Origin of the sequence: Fervidobacterium islandicum (assembly GCF_000767275.3) — a bacterium.
GTDB lineage: Bacteria > Thermotogota > Thermotogae > Thermotogales > Fervidobacteriaceae > Fervidobacterium > Fervidobacterium islandicum.
Map to the genome: position 1 here is coordinate 1,432,021 of NZ_CP014334.2, position 20,342 is coordinate 1,452,362.

A 20,342-nucleotide genomic window follows, 5' to 3' on the forward strand; every position below is an offset into this window, starting at 1 on the left:
AATATTAAGTTATTGAAAGTCAAAGTGTTGACTAGGTTTTTTATTTTTCTATTTTTTCTCCTCTTGACTTATTACCGGAAATCTTAGCCAAAGCCGAGTCTCTGCTTGGTTCTTCAATACCAACTTCTGGAAGGTGCGCTGCGCAGAATGCAAGTAGTTTTGCGGTGTCTTCAACGTCTTTAACAAAGACTTTTTCATATGGGTTGTGCATGTATTTCAGAGGAATGGATACAAGCGCTGTTTTGACACCGATTCTTGTGAGCTGGACTTCGTCTGTGTCCGTTCCAGACCTTCCTGCTATCGGTTCTATCTGTGTCTTTATGTTGTACTTACCTGCTACAGTGTTAATGTGTTCTACAAACTTTTTGTTCGTTACAGGTCCGATGGCAACAGCGGGTCCTTCACCCATTTTTATTTTTGGATAGCCCGGAACATCCTCGTCTCCGTGTGTTACATCGATGACTACACCGTATTCGATTTCAGATATGTACGCTCCGCTTTTTGCCCCGGGTCCTCCAATTTCTTCTTGCGTGGAGAAGATGTAGTAAACTTGTGCATCTGTTTTAATTTTGCTCAAAAGTTCAGCTGCTTTGATTATCGCGACACAGCTTGCCCTGTTATCGAGTGCAGGTGCGAAGATCGTTCCATTTTTTTCAAAGCCTTCAACATCGAGTGTGACTAAATCTCCAATTGAGATATCCTTCCAGTTTTGATTCATCATGACATCCACAAAGATACGATCGTAGTCTGGTACCTTTTTCGATTCTTCAGTTGTCTGGAGGTGTGGCGGCATGAATCCGATAACTCCCCTGAGTTTACCTTTTTTTGTGTGTACCCACACCTTTTGGCTGATTATCGTTTTTGGATCCCAACCGCCTACTCCAGAAAACCTCAGAAAGCCGTCTTCGTAGATTTTAGTCACAACGAACGCGATCTGATCAGCGTGAGCAAAAAATCCCACTTTTGGACCAGAACCTTTCTTAACGCACACCAAACTACCCATGGGTGTTCTAAAACACTCGTCGATGTATGGCTCCATTATCTGCTCAATTTCACTGAGCACCCCATCTTCGTATCCCGACGGTCCGGGTATGGATGTTAACTTCAATAATAATTCGTTTGTCTTCAGTTCGACTTGTTTGTCAGCCAAGTTCTATCCCTCCTATCTTTGTATCGTATTTTCCGACCTCTATTCTTCCTGCTTTTACGTGTAAAACAACTGGATAGTTGAACTTCTCCGTAAACGTGCCTTTTAAGTCTGAAATTTGGACAAAAGGCGACTCAAATGAAAGTGCGATGATTATAGCCTCTCTGCCTTCGTTTATCCCCGCCCTTACCGTTCCTTGACATCTACCGAAGATGACAACACTACCACCGGCAACGATTTCCGCACCGGCGTGCAGGTTTCCGACCAAGATAACATCCCCGGAATGGATGATGCTCTGCCCGCTTCTGAGGTTTTTCTTAACAAGTTTTGTACCAGAGCGCGTGTCACCTTGGTTGACCATATCGACTTTCTTTTTTATTATCACATCGTCTTTCCCTTCCGAGCCCATCAGAACATGCGAGATGGTCAGTCCAAGTTCTTGGACCCGAGCAACGATCTTTGGGATATCCGAGATGTGTTTTTCGTGCTCTTCGACCAAAAGCATGATTTTATCGCCCTTGGCAAAGAAATTGCCCATCGATTTTACTTTGTCCTCCACTTTCTGGAGCACATCAACGATATCCGCGTAATCTTTTATGTACAGCACCAATCCATCCTTCGTCATCTTGAAATCTACCATGCCTGTTCTCCTCCACCAAGTTTTTATTAAACTTAGAAAATCACGCTTTCTATTTCATCTATCCACTGCGAAACGTCTATTGGAGAGGTTTCTTTTATCAGTTTTTTGAAATTGAAGAAGTTTTCCCGAAAGATTTCTATCTTGTTTCCTGAATCTATCTCCACAGCACATTCTAAGAGCGCAGCAAGATAGTCCGCTGTTCTGACTATTCTGCCGGCTTCTCCAGAAAACGGCTCTACAGCCCAGTCGATGTATCTTTTGAGCGCAGACATAGTTTCACATCCGCTTATCCACTCAACCATCATCTCTTTTTCGACATTTGACACAAGTTCATCAAGCCCAGGGACTTTTTTCTTGGTGGGTGTTATCACATCGCCGGTGAAAGCTTCCGGCAAATCGTGGAGGATGCTTTTGACGATTACCTCTTCGACACCTTCGAATTCGGAAAGCTTGGCTATTAGGTAAGCCATCGTGACAACCGCGAACGAATGCCCACTGACACTTGTGCGGACATTCCTGTGCGTTCTGTTCCAGCGGACCATCGATGTGAGGTTGACAAGCGGGCTCCAGACGTACTGTGCTATCTGCCAGTATTTTTCCATCTCGCTTGGTGGAATATTTTCAGCCATTCTGTCGATTTTTTCTTTCAGTTCCCTGAGAGGCTGGTTGTAGTCGTAGAGCTTGCCATTTTCGTAAGCTTCCAGATAGCTTATGTAAAGGTCGGCAAGTTTGTCAAGGGGATTGCAGTCAAGTACTTGGGGCACAAGCACGTTAACAGTCTCTTCGTCTGCCATGACCTTTAAATCGTCGAGTGCTTTCGTTCTTACTTGGTTCCACACATCTGGCGCAAAGCGCTCGATACGCTCTTTGAGCTGTAGGGAAACGTCTGAAAGCACGATTTTAGGCAGCTCGCGGGAAAGTCTCCAGCGCAGGCTGTTTTCGATCAGTTGTTTTTCTTCGTCGTTAATTGTAAGGAAGACAAAAGAAAGGAAGAGCGTGTTGAAAGAGTTCTCCGCTTCGGTAAACCTAAGGAGCGCTGGTCGGTTGTTCCAGCGCTGTATGGTGAATAGATTCGATAAGGAAAATAAAAATGTTCCCTTCCCCAATTATGACCACCCCTTTACGTTCTTTAATAGATTATATCACAGGATGGTTGGGAAAGAGAACATTGAAATAGGCATACAAAACCGTCTTTTAAGTGAAGCCCCCTGTAAGTTTGGAAAATCTTTCAAAAGCTTATGAAAACACTTTCTTTCAATTGTCTGGTTGGAGAACTACACTCTTTTTTTCTTTTTCTCTTCGTACATTCTCTTATCGGCAAGTTTCAGAATTTCGACTAAGGTTTGCCCTTGCTCGATGCGAGCTAGTCCATAAGAAAATTCAACACCACAACTACTTCTTATCCTCTCAAGCAAACCGTTGGGATTTTCTGAGTCTACGAAAAGAACAAACTCGTCTCCTCCGTATCTGACAAGAAAATCTGTTTTTCTCATGTTGTTCAAACACGCTTGTGCGAATTCTTTTAAGGTTTCGTCCCCTTTTGAATGCCCAAATGCATCGTTGATTGTCTTCAAATCGTCGATATCGATAAATACTACAAACGCCGTTCTGCCAGTTCGCTGAACACTTTCCACTGCACTCCCCAGGATTTTCATCCCTGCCGTTCTTGTGTACGCTCCGGTGAGATAATCGTACAACGCCATGTTTGAAATTGTGCTGTGCTTTAGAATGTTTCTGTAGTGCAGTTCACAAATGATTGAAGCTGAATTTAGAAGTTCGATGTCCTCTTTGGAGATCTTTGAGAAGTAAACTATGATTTTTACGTGCTCAGAGTCAAAATGCAGCGGGACACCTGAATTGGTGCCGAGTATTTTAACGAAGTTAGGGGTCATTACCCGGACTCCGTTTGCATTTGTGTGCACATATACTGCTTTTGCAAGTTTATCAACAAATTCCAGTTCGTCCAACTCGGTTATGAAATCAACTACCAACATCGTTAAGTTCGGTATTTGACTTGACGTTCTCAAAGAAATCAATTCTTCAAACTTTTCCATGCTTTCAGCTCCAATGAAGTTTGTTTTTCCTTCCTGAACAAATTATCGTCTAACTTGGTCTAATATTTTAGAAGGCATGTAAGAGTGGGAAAATTTTTCGGGATAATGTAGTAAAATTTTGTTAAGGTGACCAGGGGGTGAACTTGGTGAATAACTTGTATTTAAAAAGAGGCTTTTCCTTAACCGAAGCTCTTGTTTCGTTATTACTTATCGGCATCGTCTTTGCCGTTATTGCAAGTGGGTTGTCGGTTGTTCTTCAGTCGATTTCGATGTTATCAAACCAGCAACGTGTAATTGAGTTGGAGAATTTTATCGCAAGGTATGTGTACATGTTGGGTACACAGAATGCGCAGGTCAACATAGAAAACATAAATAAAGCGTTTTATCAAGGAAGCCAGCTTTCTTATCCCAAAGTTACTGGTGTTCAAACCACAACGGTTGGTCAATATTTTACAAAATATACTTTTACTATAGAAACCTCTCCAAGTAAATTCCAACCGTTCATTGTGTACCAGTACAAGCCATATTAATCAAATCTTTGCGAAAGCGGGGTGTTAAAATGGATATAACTCTTTCTGGACTAATTGCATCGATGGTTGTTTTGGCTTTCATAATTGGAATGTTAGGGTTGATAGTTAATATCACGTTGAGTGTCTTAAATGAGCAAAAAGAATACGCGAGTTTTTACTCGGAAGTGCAAACCATAACATCGCTCATCGATAATCTGCTAACTCAAAGTGTTTGGAATGATGACTGGCTGAATACCGATAAAAGCCCAAATCCAAACGAAATTGATCCGAATGGTAGATATATAAGTTTAGCGTTCTTCGCTCCGTCTGGATCAGGCGTTGTCGCCAGAGAAATGGAGTTGAAATTCGATAAGAGACCTGAAGATAATAAGATTGTTATTAAGTTCGATGGTAAAACTATTTACACATGCTCGGAAAGAATAGAAAGTATAACGATCGCTCTTCAGACAAGACAAGATAATGGCGTGATAACCGACCCGAAGTATTTGGAGTTAAAGTTCACCCCTCGAAGTCAAAAGTTGAAAAGGAGAGAATTTGTAGTTCCACTGCTCACAGCTCTAAGTAGCGCATCGTGAAAAGTGTGAGAAAAATCGTGGGAGGGCTGCTCATGAAAAGAAAAGGTTTTATAACCGCTTTAGTGCTCATTTTTCTTTTAGTTGGAAGCATAACACTTTTGGCGCTGTACGAACTCGTCGCGAATTACCGAACGAATATCGTGAGAACACAGATAAGTTCGCAACTTGATGTTGATGCACTCAACGTGCTCAACACGGGTATCGGTTACATCCGAACCCGTTCGGCTGGGGTATTGGGATTCAACATCGTGTACCAGAATCAAGTTCCACAATGGTATAATACATTTTTGTCAAGGCTCGGCGCGGAGTGGAAGGGTTTCTTCCAGACAAATGTGCTGAGTAACAATTCGTTTGCGATAGCCACAATAACAACTACAAGCGCATCTGCTGAGGATAATGTATTGAGAGATGAGCTTAGAAACTATCTATCATCGAGGAATCTAGACAGCATTTCCATATACGCCTTCAGAACTACTTTCCCTCTAACCGTTATGCTTGTTTCGAAAGTTGAGAAGAAGAACCTGGTAACGTACGCATACGGAATCGTGACTTCAAAATTACTCAATCAGTACATATACTTCACAAACAGAGAAACAAGACCCGATGGTACAACGATATATTTCATAAAAGATGAACTGATCGATGGACCGCTGAGAAGTCATGATTTTATAAACATAAACAACGCTGGTGGAAGACCGACGTTTAGGTCAACAATAGAAGTAAGGGGAATAAAGGACAGGAACGGGCAAGTTGTTCCAGAATCGAATTACGGTTCTCACGCAAACCTGCTCGGCAATCCACCATACCGCATACTAACTCAGCAAGATATTGATGCACTTAATTTTTCTGCCATCAAGGATGAATACCGAAGAACGGTCAACGACCTTGTTCGTGATTACAACACGATAAAAAACAATCCAAATGTACTGAGTGGGATAAAATTCACCGGGGATGTAAAAGTAAGCTTCAACCACGGTCAAGGCGCAACTAATTACGACGTTATGATTTCTCAAGGAAATACAGACTACATTATCACATGGAATCCTGAACCCCCGCACGCAAGACTCACAAGACGTGGCGGTGGTCCTCAGGAAACAATTAACATGCTTTTTAATGGGATAATTTACGCAACTGGAAATATCACCGTGGAAGGGCAAACCAAACTTTCCACTTACAAAGGAGCGTATACTCTGTTCTCTGAAGGAGATATTGTCTTAAAACAGCGCATAATACCTTACGAAACGTTCAGAGACCATTTTGGAGCATCTGAACACGGACAAAACGGTGAATTAGTTAGTCAGTCAAAAATAGATCAAATCAAAAATTTTGTCAACTCCAACGAAACTTCTGCTTTGAATCTTGTTGCGATAAACAACATAAGAGTTGGTGAAAAACTGCAAAATATGAAGATATTCGCAAGCCTTTTTGCCTTTGATGGGTCGTTCCAAGTAGATGGATACAACCAAGGTAGCTCAGCAGGTCAGCTTTTTGTTTTTGGGAGCATAATGCAAAACGTCAGGGGGCCTGTTGGAACGTTTAATCCATCTACCGGGGATATAGTGACGGGTTATCGTAAAACGTACGTGTACGACCCAAGGATAATCACCGGTGCTTTTCTGGCGTACGGAACACCAACTCGCTCACAGACCGTAGCTTTGAAGGTCTTGGGATTAGTTAAATGAGGTAGATAGGTTCTATGAATCAAAAACCCCCACAACTTGTCGTGGGGGTTTCAGTTTTATCAGTTCACTAAACTTTAAACTTTCCTATTTCCGAAATTAATCTATCGACAACAGCTCTCAGTTTGCTTATCTGCTCACCGATACGTTCTATTTCACTTATACTCCCACGCGTTTTTTCAAGTATCATTTGTCCACTTTCCTCAATTCCTTCCATACTGTGAACGATTTCTGTCGAAGCTGACCTCATTTCTTCTGCACTTGCTGTTTGCTCTTCCGAGTGAGCAGCGATGCTGTCAATTAAATTGGTGATGTCTCTGACCACTTTTGCAATCCTTTCAAAACTTTCAGAGACTTTGTTGTATCCCGATTCGGTCTGCTCAACCTCTTTGTAAAGTCTTTCAATCTGCTTTTCCAAAACTTTTGAATATTCGTCCACAGCAGATATGGTAGAGGTAATAGTATCGGTTGATGCTTTTGTTTGCTCTGCCAGTTTCCTAATCTCGTCAGCAACTACAGCAAAACCTCTTCCAGCTTCGCCAGCTCTTGCAGCTTCAATTGCAGCGTTTAGTGCGAGTAAGTTCGTTTGCTCAGCTATCTGGCGAACCGTTTCTATTATACTCCCAATATTCTTCGTCGCATCGGCCAGGTTACGGATACCATTTCTCAGTTCTTCGTACTCCTTTACAAAGCCAGTTGTCAATTTTCTGACACTTTCCAGCTCGCTACTTCCGTATTCGGTCTTTTCTTCAAGTATCTTTGCAAGAGAGGCGGCATTAATAGAAATCTTGCTCAGACCTTCAGCTTGACTGGACAGTTCTTCAATTGTTGCATTTATTTCTTCCACTGAGCTTGTGATTCGTTCAATAGCTTCCTGCTGCTTTTCTATGCTGTTTAAAAAGACCCGCGAATTTTCTTCGTACTTTGCAAAGAGCTTTCTGAATTCCTCTAACGATTCCTTCGTTAGAGTCGAAGTTGTTTTTGAATCCTCGATCAATTTGGCTATGCTTTTTGTTGCATAATTCAACATAGAACCGATTTGGTAAAACTCATCAACAGATGAAATTTCAACGTTAAACGTCAGATCACCCGCAGCGATTTTTTCAAAAGAATGTCTCAAAATCGGTAGGCTTTTCAATACTCTGCTTACAAGTACGATTGTCACTATTGCAATCAGAAAATTCAGTACAATACTTATCAGGACCAACCTTCCTTGTACCGACTGGTCTAACTGAAACCTCAAAGTAGCGTACTTTAGCAAAGCCGGACCTATCCAAAGCGAGACAGACATAACACCTACGCTTATTTTCAGCGTGGTTGGAATCATGAACTTGTCAAATACTTTATCTGGTACACTTTTTGCAATGTTGAGTTTTGAGTAGATAAAAATCGCAAGCGCAACTATGTTCATATTAATTGCGAGTGCGCCTGAGAGCCTCAAAATAAGTGAGCCTTCAGGTAGAGGTGACAATTTGTTGGCCACTATTCCAACTACAGTGGCTGCTACGATATTAGCCACGAACAGCACCACCGATGTGTAGATTGAAACATTGAATCCGCTCCCGTTCAGTGCTTTTAAAGCGTTGCTTCTAATCAGGAACAGCACTACAGGAAGCGTTATCAGAACCGCAATCATATATCCTATCACCATGTTCAGTATCGGGTAACTCCCGATGCCTGTAAAAACATAGTAGCTGAACATCAAAGCAGGGAAATCGATTAAGAAAACAACTATCATTATAAGTTTTGTGAGCGAACTTACCACACGGGACCTCACATCTTCCATACAAATCACCCCTTTTCGTGAAATAAGCGTATTATCAGGAAGAACTCTCTCTATTAAAATATTATACCACGAAAAGGAGTAAACCACAATCGTTTACTAAGTTTCACATTTGAAACCTTTTTATAAAGGTCAACAACCCAGAGTCCTACTCAGAACCCGTTACGAATAGGTAGTATTTTTCAGGCGCGATTACCATAGGTGCAACTTTGAAGTTGTAATCGCAGTTAACTGAGAGTGAAACCGAGTTGTTTTCTCTGTCCTCCCACATTGCTGCTATGAGTTCCGGTGCCCATTCGTAAGGTTTCCCACTCTGTAATTTTCCATCTGGAAGCTTATACCATGAATAACTTGACAGAGCTATCGAAACGTGTGAGGACTCACTTACAAAGTATGTGTCTTCTATTAGTGGATAATGGAATTGTCCGCTGTTTACAGTAAGGTCGTACAACCAAATGTCGTAGAGGTATTTGACTTTGCCTACGTATTTGTCCACACCGGCCATTTTCCAGCTGAAAGTAGGTGTTAAAGACACGTTTGTGGCTCCGTCCGTCGGTGAAACGTCGGTAATGTAAACCATTGGAAGCGGGACAACACTGCCAAGAAACGTCTTTGGTCCTTCCAAATCACCATATTTCGCACTAATCGAATACCAAACCCTGACATCAGGTAAGTTATTGTATGTGTCGTAATATGCATTCTGCTTTGAACCAACCACGGAGAGTCTTTCGTACTTTTGACCGTCGTATGATTTGTAAATAACGTATCCGTCTGGTTCATTCGTCCGGCTTCTTTGAGTACTATCGCTCCATTTTTTCCAAACGAGCTTCACGTAAAGATTCGTAAGTTTTTCTTTTGAATCGTACGATTCACCAATCTCGGTTGAATAGTACTTGACGGTGGTGTTTAGATGGTAAGCGTACACGGAAGGTTGTTGAGCTTCAACGATGTATGGTACAATCTTTAAATCCGTCGATTTGATTATGTTCAGAGGAACCACTATTTCGTATCTGTTGTCGTTCACATCGTATGCATCGATAAATAGGTACGTCTTACCCGAAAATGGTGTAAGTTCCAAATAGCCTTCAAGAACATCAGATTCAGCAAACAACCTCGGTGAGCTAAGGTATTCTGCACCTGGCGGATTGCCAAGTTTTGCGTACATAAAAGCTATGGGGAGTCTTGAAACTGTGCTTTGCGCTGATATGTATAACTTTGGCAGTCCGAAAATGCTATAAACTCCATTCTCATCAGGAAGCAATTTGGAGAGTTTTCTATCAGAAGTGTATATATCAAATGATATGTCTATCTCGTTCGTGTTTTGCTCTCCGACCAGAAATTTCGGTCTTCTCAAAGTGGTGTTGAGTACAAGTGGGGAATGTATGTTTAAAACCTTTATCGTAGTGGTTGCGTACCCATCTTTCGAAATTCTTATCAAATAAGGACCGGAATATCGCGGTACTTCGAACCGAGCTAATCCACTATTTGTCTTTTTCTTGTCGATTACACTTCCGTTTTTAATAACCTCGACAATAGCATCCTCAACAGATGGACCGCTGTTGTATTCCGAAACGAACAGAGATATCTGAACATCATTTGCATTGGGCCTTCCAGCATTGAGGAAAACACAAGAACTAAGAGAAAGTAGCGAAAGTGGTAAAACCACTGTTAGTAAAACATAAGAAGAATAGTTTGTCCATAGTTGTCTCAGCTTTCTCATTTTTCCACTCTCCACTAAATCTGCCTTTTAACCCTTTATTCCGCTTTTCCAAAAAGCGTCCACCAGGTATATGAACCGTTGTCATCCGACAAGTAAGTTTCCGTGGAATTTTTGGTTATTTTTCCATTCACGGGGATTTCCACCCCGTTCAGTGTCAACGTTCCAGAAAGTAAGATATCCGTATCAGCTTTCTGAGGCAATCTCAGCTTAATCAGATACCGTCCGCTGAGTTCTGAGAAGTCAACAAAATTTTCTTCTAAATTCATTGCTATCTCATATCCTGTTTCCGTGGGCAACTTTGTCACATCAACGAAAACAATTTGCGAATTAACAACCGCCGGTGGTGGATTCACAAGACGCAACGATGCAGATGAGGAAAACCTTACCGCATTGTTACGGTTATCAACCAAAGCCGCTTGGAAAATCACCGTTCGTTCCTCTGCTTTTCTGAAAGCTACCCTCGTTAATCCGTTTGAGTTCACTTTCGTGTCTGGACCACTGACAATTACATCGTACCTACCGGAGTCTATACCGATAAACTTCGCAATACCTTCAGTGTTGGTCTTTGCAAAGTACCGAACATTGCGACCAGTACTTGAAATTCCAAGAAGTGAGACACTAACGGAAGGCACCCTCCAACTGCTATAAGCATCTGTAACGGTGAGTTGATAGTCCAATCCTCCACTTGAAGGTAAGTCGTCTTCGACAGCATTAGCCTGAATGAGTCCATAGCCTGCCTTTTCATCGTAACCAGTAGTTTCAATATCCAAAGCATTTTGCTCGAGCATTTTTCTTATTTGCCAAGGTTTTGCGGTTGGATACTTTTGCAATAGCAACGCCACCAAACCTGACACGTGCGGTGTTGCCATCGAGGTACCGGTCATGAAACCGTAATAGCCGCCGTTTTCAGGTATAACGAAGCTTTGCTTCGCTTCGTGTCCATAAGAGTCTTTTTGTGGCATCGTTGAAATAATCGAAACTCCAGGTGCACACACACTTATCATCGGGCTTCCACTTGAAAAGTCCGCTATTATGTAATTCCCACCGTTGAATTCTACAGCACCGACTTGTATTACACCGGGATAGTTCGCAGGATATTGATAAGATTGTGTCGATTTCGAGTTTCCCGCTGCCGCAACTACGACAACACCTCTTTCAAGTGCGTAATCGAACGCCTCTTTCAGCGTCTGTGAATAACCAGAACCGCCCCACGAATTGCTGAGCACTTTCGCACCATGGTTGACCGCCCAAACGATGCCTTTTGCAGCGTAATCATCTCCCACGTACCATCCACCGTTGTCAAACAAAACAACAGGCATAATCTTTGCGCGTGGCGCAACGCCGACGATTCCCTTACCATCTAACTTCGCTGCTATCGTTCCTGCAACATGTGTCCCGTGCGCACCGCCGAACGATGAATCACTGCCAGCTGGAAGTATTTCATCATTCAAAGGCCTGTATCCTTCAACCAACTGCCCTTCTAAGTCAGGATGAGTTCCATCGACACCGGTGTCAAGCACGGCTACGATAACGCCATCACCATTATATCCAGCTTTCCAACCGTCTTTCACTTTAATCGCTCTGAGCCCCCACAAATATACATCGAGTGATTCACCTGTGTAGTTGGAATAATATGAGGATACCTTGGATGCAACAAGCGCTCTGTTTACCTCTTGAAGAGGTCCAATTTCAAATGGTACCAGTTTTCTAACGTATACGTACTCTGCGTAGCGTATTCCATATTTATTCTTGATTCCTTCCGTTTCCAGCAGTTGAATTGCCTTTTTCGCATCTTCGGTGATTTCTACAGAAATTACACTTATCTCAGGAATGTGGAGCAACAATCTTCCGTTCAAAAGGTTCAGGATTTGACTTATCTTTCTTACATCAGAGTACCCGATGAGTACACGATTGGGATAGTACTCATTGCCGGTCTCATCTATGCAGACAGAGGGCTTGGTGGATTGGCCTTCTTTGAGTTGTTCATATCCTTGTTTTGTAAGCGCGCAAGAACTAAGGAGCAGGAAAATCGTGAGCGTGACAGCAATAGTGACTGTAAAACAAGAAAAGATTAGGCTCGTTGAAAAAAAGCCTAATCTATTTAAAAAAGCGTACCTCACACTTTTCTCATCGCCTAACATCGTATGTTTTTCTCCTTCCTACTTTGTTTATTTTTCTAATCCTCAGCCGAATTTTCTTGCTTAGACTTCTTTTTCATCTCATACATTCTTCTGTCGACTTCTTTGTAAATATCTTCAATTGTTGCGAATTCAGAAATTTCTATCATCCCATACGAAATTGATATATTCTTTTCACCAAGTGCTTCCACTATTCTTTTCATAACTAAACCGGCATTCTCCGGCGTTGTTTCAGGTAAAACAATCACAAATTCATCACCGCCGTATCTTGCAACTAAGTCCATTATTCTGATATTTTTGTATATAACCTCATTTATCTCCGTACACGTGTCCATAAGTATCATTTATTCTCTTGAATTCGTTAACATCCAAAAAGGCAACGGCTGTCTTCGAATTCGTCCTTTTGCATTTACTCAGTTCTTTTTCTAGGAACTGTTCCAAAAATAGCCTGCTGTATGCACCGGTTAGATAGTCTTTTATTGATACCTCCAAGAGTTTTTTCTTTTCATCCTCCAGCTCCTCCAATATATCGATGAACCTGAGGGCAAGAAAGATGAAGTGTGCTACTTTATCGAATACAGCAAGCGTTGCGTTCGAAATTGTTCTGTCCCTTGCTTTTCAAATAGGATCACTCCTCTTGTTTGTCCTCTGAAGATTATTGGAACGCCGTAGATTGTGAAGTCTTCTCCTCTTATCTTCTTAAGCCTATATCCATCCCCCAAATCTTGCTGTTTTAAAGCGCTTTTTATGTGCAATTTAAGCCCTTTGTCTATGATGTACCGCGACATCGTCTTTTCTGAAGGTGACATCACAAGGCCGCTTCTATCATCTTCATCTGCGTATTTAAAATATGGAAAGTAAATCTCACCGTTGGTCCTTAGCAATCCTACTCCAAAGATATCGACAAGACCATGCTTATTAAGTATAGTCCTAATCCTGTCACCAAATTCATATAAGCTAATGCTCTCTTTTGAAATTTCCTCTTCAAAAATCTCGTTCAGCTCGGCTAATATGGTGGTTTCCAAATTTGAGAGCTCGTGAGAAACATCCCTTGTCGTCAAAACTACGTACTGTTTCCCGTCTAAAAATCTTCTGATGTACTTTATTTCAATGTACTTTTGGCCAATCTCTTTTCTCCATGAGCCGTAATATTCTTGCACATTTGCTTCACGTCGTTTTTTAATCTCAGTTATAACATCGTAAATAACAAGATGCTTCTCTGGATGAGCAAACAACTCATCAAGTTCTTTTCTACTCTTTATATCGATTCCCAACAGATTCGAATGTTCCAGCAAAATACTATTAATGTACGTCAAATCGTTGTCAATCCATATGGATATTCCGAGTTTTTCTGTATCCAATACGATTCCGAAACCCGCAAGAAGCTTGTTTAGAAATGCTTCGCTTTCGATTTTGTCACTTAATCTGCGCTTCAGTAATACAAAAAAGATCGTAAGGATAGTTACCATGCTAATCAGAAAAACTACAAACCAAACCATTTTATCACTCCTTAAGAAAAAAATGCCAAGGCTTTAGTAACTCCTTGGCATTTATTTTATCACAAAAAGGCTGCGAAGAGCCATATTCTTTTTTTCTTCTGAAAATTTTACTCAATTTTGATTGTCGTCGATCACCAGTTGCTTTTTATACATCCTCGCGTACAATCCGTCGTTTTGCAAGAGTTCATAGTGCGTGCCTTTTTCAAGTATAACACCTTGATCAAGTACATAGATGACATCAGCATTTTGGAGCACTTTTAGTCTATGTGTTATTATTATCATCGTTGAGCCCTTCATTTTATCCCTAAGTGTTTGGATGATTTCTTCTTCGGTTTCCGGGTCTACAGCGGATAGACAGTCATCGAAGATGTAGACATCCGCTTTTTTCATAAGCGCCCTTGCAATTGTTAATCTTTGTTTTTGACCACCTGAGAGCATCACACCGCGCTGCCCAACGACTGTGTCGTATTTTTCGGGGAACTTCTCGATGTCTTCATCAACTGCAGAAAGTTTTACATATTGCTTTACTTCTTCCAAATCGAATTCCTCCATAGCGAAGGCGACGTTTTTTGCCACAGTGTCGGAAAATAGGAATGTTTCTTGTGGCACGTACGAAATAAGTCTTCGAATATCTTGCGAATGTATGTCATTTATATCGATTCCGTTTATAAAGATTTTACCTCTGTCAACTGGATAGAACTTACTGATAACCTTGACCAACGTTGATTTGCCACTGCCGACAGTTCCAACGATACCTACAAACTGTCCCCGTTTCACTTCGAAATTAACACCTTTTAGCACATATCTTTCCGTTCCAGGGTATTTGAACCAAAGGTTGTTGATCGTTATATCGTCTATCCTATCTATCTTAACAGGTTTCTCAGGCTCTATCACCACAGGCTCAGCGTTGCTGATTTCCTTTAATCTTTGCAATGAAGCCCTTCCTTGCTGGATCACGTTCATGACCATACCGTACGCAGTGAGGGGCCAGACCAACATCCCTATGTAGCTATTGAACGCAACGTAATCACCGAGTGTGACCGTCCCCTTCACCACCATGGGACCTCCGACGGTTAGTGCAAGAAAGAACGCAAGAGTTCCTATGAAGTGAACAAGTGGCCACATGATACCCCATATACGTATCAACGACATCGTTGCTGTGAAATGTTCTTTGGCCTTTTTATCGAAAAGTTCTTCTATTTTCGGCAGTATTGAAAAGCTCTTTATCACCCTTATTCCATCCATAGTCTCTTCCGTGTAACCACTCAGGTCCATGTAAACATCCTGCGTGTAGCGGGACCTTTTGAATATTAGTTTACCAAAAAAGAGGGAAACAAGGATTATCCCAGGAAGTGGAATCAGGGCTGTTAATGTTAACCTCCAGTTTGTGGATGTCGCCATGAAAAATACCGTCATCGAGCTCATGAAAAGTGCATCGGTTAGTTGGACAACCCCTATTCCAAGCATCCTTTCAACCGTACTCACATCGTTTGTAAAGTACGCCATAATATCTCCGGAGCGGTGCTTATCAAAAAAGTGCATATCCAAACTTAGTATTTTGTCAAAAAGATTCTTTTTGGCGTAGTAGTCGAAATATCGTGCGCTCCCCATTATGAAATATCGCCACCAAAACCTGCCTAAAAGCATGCCAAACGCTAGTGCCAATATTGTAAGCACAAGAAACCGTACTTCAGAAATGTCTCTTATACTTTGCAGCGAATTTATAGCTTTTGATATGACCTTAGGTACAAAAAGCTGTAGTAGGTCTATAACGATCAACGAGATGATACCAAAAACGTAAAAATGCCACCTCTTCCTGATGAACTCTCTAAACACTCAGCTCACTCCCATTTGAGAAGTTTCTTTGTTCAATGCACTGTATTTAAAAATTAAAAAGTTTGTTCTACGAACAATATTATAACACGAAAGTATAAAAAATGGAGCCCCAATTTTAGGGGCTCCAAGAATTTACCGAATTTATTTATTACATTGGATAGTATCCTCTTTCCTTGACAGCATTTGCAACTCTGTTGATTGCAACGATGTATGCTGCCGTTCTCATGTCTGTATTGTATTTTTCTTTCGTCTTGTAGACTTCTGCAAAGGCGTTGACCATCATCTTTGTGAGTTTCTTTCTAATATCATCGATGTCCCAGAAGAACGTCTGGAGGTCTTGTACCCATTCAAAGTAGGAGACCGTAACACCACCAGCGTTTGCAAGGATGTCTGGAACTATGAGAACACCTTTCTTTATGAGTATTTCTTCCGCCTCTGGGGTTGTTGGACCGTTTGCACCTTCGACGATGATCTTCGCTTTGATGTTGCTTGCGTTCTTTTCTGTGATTGCATTTTCAAGTGCTGCTGGAACAAGGATGTCCACATCAAGTTCGAGTAGTTCTTCGTTTGTGATCGGTTTGGCTTTTGGATAACCTTTGATGAGCCCCTTGTTTGCATCGCGGTAAGCGATGAGGTCGTTGATGTCAAGCCCGTTTTCGTTGTAAAGCCCGCCACTTACATCGCTGACTGCAACAATTTTTGCACCGAATTCTTCACTCAGTATCTTCGCAGAGTAAGAACCGACATTACCAAACCCCTGAATTGCCACTGTTGCCTTGGATATATCTTTACCGAGCGCTTTGCATGCTTCATTAGCTGTTATTGCAACACCACGTCCTGTTGCCTCTGGTCTACCTTCCGAACCACCAAGGTCGAGTGGTTTTCCGGTAACAACACCGAGGGCTGTGTAACCAACGTTCATACTGTAGGTGTCCATGTACCAAGCCATTATCTTTGCATTCGTGTTTACATCTGGAGCTGGGATGTCTTTCTGAGGTCCTACCAATACTTGAATTTCGGAGAAGAACCTTCTGCTGAGTCTTTCAAGTTCCTTTTCCGACAGCTGAGTTACATCTACCCTAACTCCACCTTTTCCGCCACCGTATGGGAGGTTCATAACAGCACATTTCCATGTCATCCAGAACGCAAGTGATGCAACTTCGTCAAGGTTCGTATCGGGGTGATACCTGATACCACCTTTTGCTGGACCTCTTGCTGTGTTGTGCTGAACTCTGTAACCTTCGAATATCTCTACTCTTCCGTCATCCATTACTACTGGGAAGTGGACTTCTAGAATTCTCTGTGGCCACAGCAAAAAGTTCCCAATGTTTGGGTCAAGGTCCATCAGATCTGCCGCTTTTAAGAACTGCTTCTGCGCATTTTCATAGAGTGGTCCAAATGGTTTAAGGTTACCCATCGTGCTCAGCTTCATCTTTTCACAACCTCCCTGATTTTTGATGCTGGCGCAACTACGTGCCAGCGTGTAGACTGCAAAGATTTATCATTTCCAAGTCTATTATCTTTTAGCTTGGCCAAAGTATCAACGTTCATTTTGTGAAGGGTATCACATTTACATTGAAAGAAGGCTAAAAATCTTCTTTTTTCTCTTAGATGTTTATTTATCTTTGCTTATGCGTTCATATACATCAATCGTTTCTCAGAACAAACCTGTAATCTCTCCATTCTCGTCTATGTCGATATTCACTGCCGCAGGCACTTTCGGAAGGCCGGGCATGAGCATAATTTCTCCAGCAAGCGCAACAACAAAACCTGCACCCGAGCTGATTTGGAAATCTCTAACTGTAAATTCGTACCCTTTTGGCGCATTTATCTTCTTTGGATCATCGGAAATGCTGTTTTGAGTCTTTGCCACAATCACAGGGTAGTTTCCAAATCCGTTCTTTTTAAGCATGTTCAACTTTGTTCTCGCAGTTTCTGTATATGTGACCTTACCAGCACGGTATATTTCCTTCGCTATGAGTTCTATCTTTTGTTCAACCGGTAGTTCCATAGGGACAAGTGGTTTGTAGTTGCTTGGTATTTTTTCGATCGTTTCAACTACAGTCTTTGCAAGTTCAATAGCCCCTTGCGAACCTTTTGCGTACGCTTCGTTAAGTACACATGGAACTGGGCTGTTATTCACGACTGCATCTATCTCTCGCGCTGTATCGCTTTCAAATTTGTTGAGCGCAACGACAACAGGAACACCATATTTTTGCAAATTCTCAACGTGGACCTTCAAATTCTCCATTCCTGTTATTACAGCTTCTACGTTTTCTTTAGAAAGCTCTTCTTTTGAAACTCCTCCGTGGTATTTTAAAGCTCTTATGGAAGCAACCAAGACAACCGCATCGACAAACAGTCCACCCGTCGGAGCGACGAAGTCTAAGAACTTCTCAGCACCCAAATCGGCTGCAAACCCCGCTTCAGTCACTACGTAATCTGCCAATTTAAGCGCCAATTTTGTTGCAATAAGTGTGTTGGTTCCGTGTGCAATATTTGCGAATGGTCCACCGTGAACAAACGCCGGAGTGTTTTCAATTGTTTGCACAAGGTTTGGGTTAATCGCGTCTTTCAACAGAGCAGTTACTGCTCCCTGTGCACCAAGGTCCTTCACCCTTATGAGACCTTTATTTTCACTCTGTGCAACAACTATCTCGCCTATCCTTCTTTTCAAATCCGCAATATCTGAAGCAAGGCACAAAGTTGCCATAATCTCGGAAGCAGCGGTAATCAAAAATCCATCTTCCCTTGGGTAACCATTTGCACTTCCACCAAGCCCCACAACAATTTGCCTGAGAGCTCTATCATTCATATCCATTGCGCGCTTCCAATAGATTTTTCGGATATCTATCCCTAGTTCGTTGCCATGGTTTACGTGCGAGTCTATCATCGCAGATATTAGGTTGTGCGCAGCCGTAACTGCGTGTATATCTCCAGTAAAATGAAGGTTTATATCCTCCATCGGTAAGACTTGCGAATATCCCCCACCTGCGGCACCGCCTTTCACACCAAAAACAGGACCCAGGGAAGGTTCTCGAAGTGTCACTATTGATTTTTTTCCGATTTTATTCAATGCCATCGACAAGCCTATGCTCGTTGTCGTCTTCCCTTCACCAGCCGGTGTTGGTGTAATCGCGGTAACAAGTATCAACTTTCCATTTTTCCTTCCTTGAGACTCAAGCTCCTTCAAATATTTGTGGTCCACTTTCGCAATGTAATTGCCGTACAGCTTCAATTTCTCTTCTGGAACTCCAATCAACGCCGCAATCTCCCTTATATCCTTCAGTTTGGCACTCTTTGCGATTTCGATGTCAGACAACATACTGTCACCTCCTACATAAAAATATGGTATAAATAATTTAGCTTAAAAAAATTGAGGGCAGGACAACTTATGTCACCTTGGCTTTTAAGCCATTTAAGGAGTCTGTTGCCTGCCTTTAACCATGATTAGTTGGTTGGGCTTTCAGCCCTCGTCAGCATGGAGGATTGGTTCAGCAGGCTCCCTGCCCTCATCATTCGAAAGGAGGATTTTTCATGGATAACTTCCCTGTTTTCGTCGGCATCGATGTTTCCAAGGATAAGTTCAACGTCTGCGCTATCTCTAATCCCAGTTCCATCATCTTCGAATCTTCTTTCGATATGTCCCAGCAAGGCTTTTCCTCCTTCGCAAACAAACTCTCTGCCTTCCCAAAACAATCCATCATCATCGCTATGGAATCTACTGGCTGTTATCATCTCAACCTTCTGGCTTTCCTTTCTTCCAACGACTTTGCTTGCGCTGTTTTTAATCCTCTAACTGTTAAAAACTTTGCTTCTCTTCGAAAGACCAAAACCGACAAAATCGATGCTCGCATTATCGCTACTGCTTTGTTTTACCTACAACATCAAATTCCTTCTTCTGCTTTTGTCAACTCTGAGCTTCGTGATATTGTCAGAGCACGCGAAAACATTATCCACCGCATCGCAAAAGTTAAAGACAATATCGAAAAACTGCTCAACGTTCTTTTCCCTGAACTCGAAAGAGTTACCAATATCTACAGTGACACTATCCTCAATCTTCTTTCTCATTTCCCTTCTGCCAAGGCTATTCAAAAGGCTCGTAATCTGGATGTGTTCTTTTCCAAAGACCGTGGCAGAAGTACAAAACTTAATGCTCAAAAACTTAAAGAACTCGCTAATAACTCGATTGCTCAATATTGGCCGATGAAAGAAAAGATTCTTGTGCAAAATATCAAAGAACTACAATTTTTACAGCAACAGCTTGAAGAATACGACAAGATGATGAAAGAATATTGCGAATGTAGTGCGATAAACCTTGATATCGAGATACTCACGTCAATACCAGGTATTGGTGAAAACAGCGCGATGCATTTCTTGGCAGAAGTTGGAGATATCTCAAGATTTAGTACATACAAAAAACTCATTGCGTATTGTGGACTCGATCCAAGCATTGCCCAATCAGGCAAAAGCAAAGTAGAAGGACACATATCGAAAAGGGGCAATGCCCACCTAAGACGAATACTATGGCTAATGGCAGTGAGTGTAGTGATTCACAACGAATATTTCCGAACATACTATGAACGAAAAAGGCAGCAAGGTATACCGTACAAAAAAGCGATAATGTCAGTAGTACACAAGTTATTGCGAACGTTGTACGCAATGTTGAGAAAGAAAGAGAAGTTCAATATTGATTATGCTATCTCACACTCAAAACAAAAATTTAATTTTGCATAGTTGA

The 20,342-nt window shown here is 41.8% G+C and carries 16 protein-coding genes and 1 pseudogene; 4 read left to right on the forward strand and 13 right to left on the reverse strand.

The window, feature by feature from the left end; translation table 11 throughout:
* Positions 1-40: 40 nt before the first annotated feature.
* From NA23_RS06855 to NA23_RS06870, 4 genes are all read right to left on the reverse strand, one after another.
* Entirely contained in the window at positions 41-1,150 is a 1,110-nt protein-coding gene (locus NA23_RS06855) for a M42 family metallopeptidase (RefSeq protein ID WP_084384069.1), read from the reverse strand.
* Positions 1,143-1,787 carry a septum site-determining protein MinC gene (gene minC, locus NA23_RS06860; protein WP_033191972.1) on the reverse strand — a complete coding sequence of 215 codons (645 nt, stop codon included), beginning with the start codon at positions 1,785-1,787 and terminating at the stop codon, positions 1,143-1,145. Before minC ends, NA23_RS06855 begins: the two co-directional genes overlap by 8 nt.
* Before the next feature lie 32 nt (positions 1,788-1,819).
* Entirely contained in the window at positions 1,820-2,893 is a 1,074-nt protein-coding gene (locus NA23_RS06865; RefSeq protein WP_033191973.1) for an HD domain-containing protein, read from the reverse strand.
* Between the two features lie 168 nt (positions 2,894-3,061).
* A complete protein-coding gene (locus tag NA23_RS06870; protein WP_033191974.1) occupies positions 3,062-3,841 on the reverse strand; it encodes a GGDEF domain-containing protein in 780 nt (259 codons plus the stop codon).
* A gap of 146 nt (positions 3,842-3,987) precedes the next feature.
* Here NA23_RS06870 and NA23_RS06875 point away from each other — a divergent pair, with 146 nt between their 5' ends.
* Genes NA23_RS06875 through NA23_RS06885 form a run of 3 tightly spaced genes read left to right on the forward strand, consistent with a single transcriptional unit; the run spans position 3,988 to position 6,628 of the window.
* Entirely contained in the window at positions 3,988-4,371 is a 384-nt protein-coding gene (locus NA23_RS06875) for a type II secretion system protein (protein ID WP_033191975.1), read from the forward strand.
* A gap of 29 nt (positions 4,372-4,400) precedes the next feature.
* Complete coding sequence (locus NA23_RS06880) at positions 4,401-4,946, forward strand: hypothetical protein (RefSeq protein WP_033191976.1); 546 nt, start codon at positions 4,401-4,403, stop codon at positions 4,944-4,946.
* A 32-nt stretch (positions 4,947-4,978) separates the two neighbouring features.
* Entirely contained in the window at positions 4,979-6,628 is a 1,650-nt protein-coding gene (locus NA23_RS06885) for a hypothetical protein (protein ID WP_033191977.1), read from the forward strand.
* A gap of 67 nt (positions 6,629-6,695) precedes the next feature.
* Here NA23_RS06885 and NA23_RS06890 read toward each other — a convergent pair whose 3' ends face one another.
* The 9 genes and pseudogenes from NA23_RS06890 to NA23_RS06925 form a co-directional block, all read right to left on the reverse strand.
* Positions 6,696-8,411 carry a methyl-accepting chemotaxis protein gene (locus NA23_RS06890; RefSeq protein ID WP_033191978.1) on the reverse strand — a complete coding sequence of 572 codons (1,716 nt, stop codon included), beginning with the start codon at positions 8,409-8,411 and terminating at the stop codon, positions 6,696-6,698.
* Between the two features lie 145 nt (positions 8,412-8,556).
* Positions 8,557-10,128: a hypothetical protein gene (locus tag NA23_RS06895; protein ID WP_090221970.1), complete on the reverse strand. Its 1,572-nt coding sequence runs from the start codon at positions 10,126-10,128 to the stop codon at positions 8,557-8,559.
* Positions 10,129-10,163: 35 nt separating this feature from the next.
* Positions 10,164-12,269, reverse strand: a complete 2,106-nt coding sequence (locus NA23_RS06900; RefSeq protein WP_052107197.1) for a S8 family peptidase — start codon at positions 12,267-12,269, stop codon at positions 10,164-10,166.
* Between the two features lie 35 nt (positions 12,270-12,304).
* Positions 12,305-12,791: pseudogene (locus tag NA23_RS06905) on the reverse strand (GGDEF domain-containing protein).
* Between the two features lie 38 nt (positions 12,792-12,829).
* On the reverse strand, positions 12,830-13,765 hold the full coding sequence (locus NA23_RS06910) for a hypothetical protein (RefSeq protein WP_033191980.1): 936 nt from the start codon (positions 13,763-13,765) through the stop codon (positions 12,830-12,832).
* Positions 13,766-13,876: 111 nt separating this feature from the next.
* The gene (locus tag NA23_RS06915; RefSeq protein ID WP_033191981.1) at positions 13,877-15,601 is read right to left on the reverse strand and encodes an ABC transporter ATP-binding protein; all 1,725 of its coding nucleotides are present in this window, start codon (positions 15,599-15,601) and stop codon (positions 13,877-13,879) included.
* A 148-nt stretch (positions 15,602-15,749) separates the two neighbouring features.
* Positions 15,750-17,033 carry a Glu/Leu/Phe/Val family dehydrogenase gene (locus tag NA23_RS06920; protein ID WP_052107200.1) on the reverse strand — a complete coding sequence of 428 codons (1,284 nt, stop codon included), beginning with the start codon at positions 17,031-17,033 and terminating at the stop codon, positions 15,750-15,752.
* Entirely contained in the window at positions 17,030-17,152 is a 123-nt protein-coding gene (locus tag NA23_RS10635) for a hypothetical protein (protein ID WP_275060685.1), read from the reverse strand. Before NA23_RS10635 ends, NA23_RS06920 begins: the two co-directional genes overlap by 4 nt.
* Before the next feature lie 106 nt (positions 17,153-17,258).
* Positions 17,259-18,926: a formate--tetrahydrofolate ligase gene (locus tag NA23_RS06925; RefSeq protein WP_033191982.1), complete on the reverse strand. Its 1,668-nt coding sequence runs from the start codon at positions 18,924-18,926 to the stop codon at positions 17,259-17,261.
* A gap of 212 nt (positions 18,927-19,138) precedes the next feature.
* On the opposite strand from NA23_RS06925, the gene NA23_RS06930 reads away from it, so the two are divergent.
* Positions 19,139-20,338 carry an IS110 family RNA-guided transposase gene (locus tag NA23_RS06930; RefSeq protein WP_236938321.1) on the forward strand — a complete coding sequence of 400 codons (1,200 nt, stop codon included), beginning with the start codon at positions 19,139-19,141 and terminating at the stop codon, positions 20,336-20,338.
* Positions 20,339-20,342 lie beyond the last annotated feature (4 nt).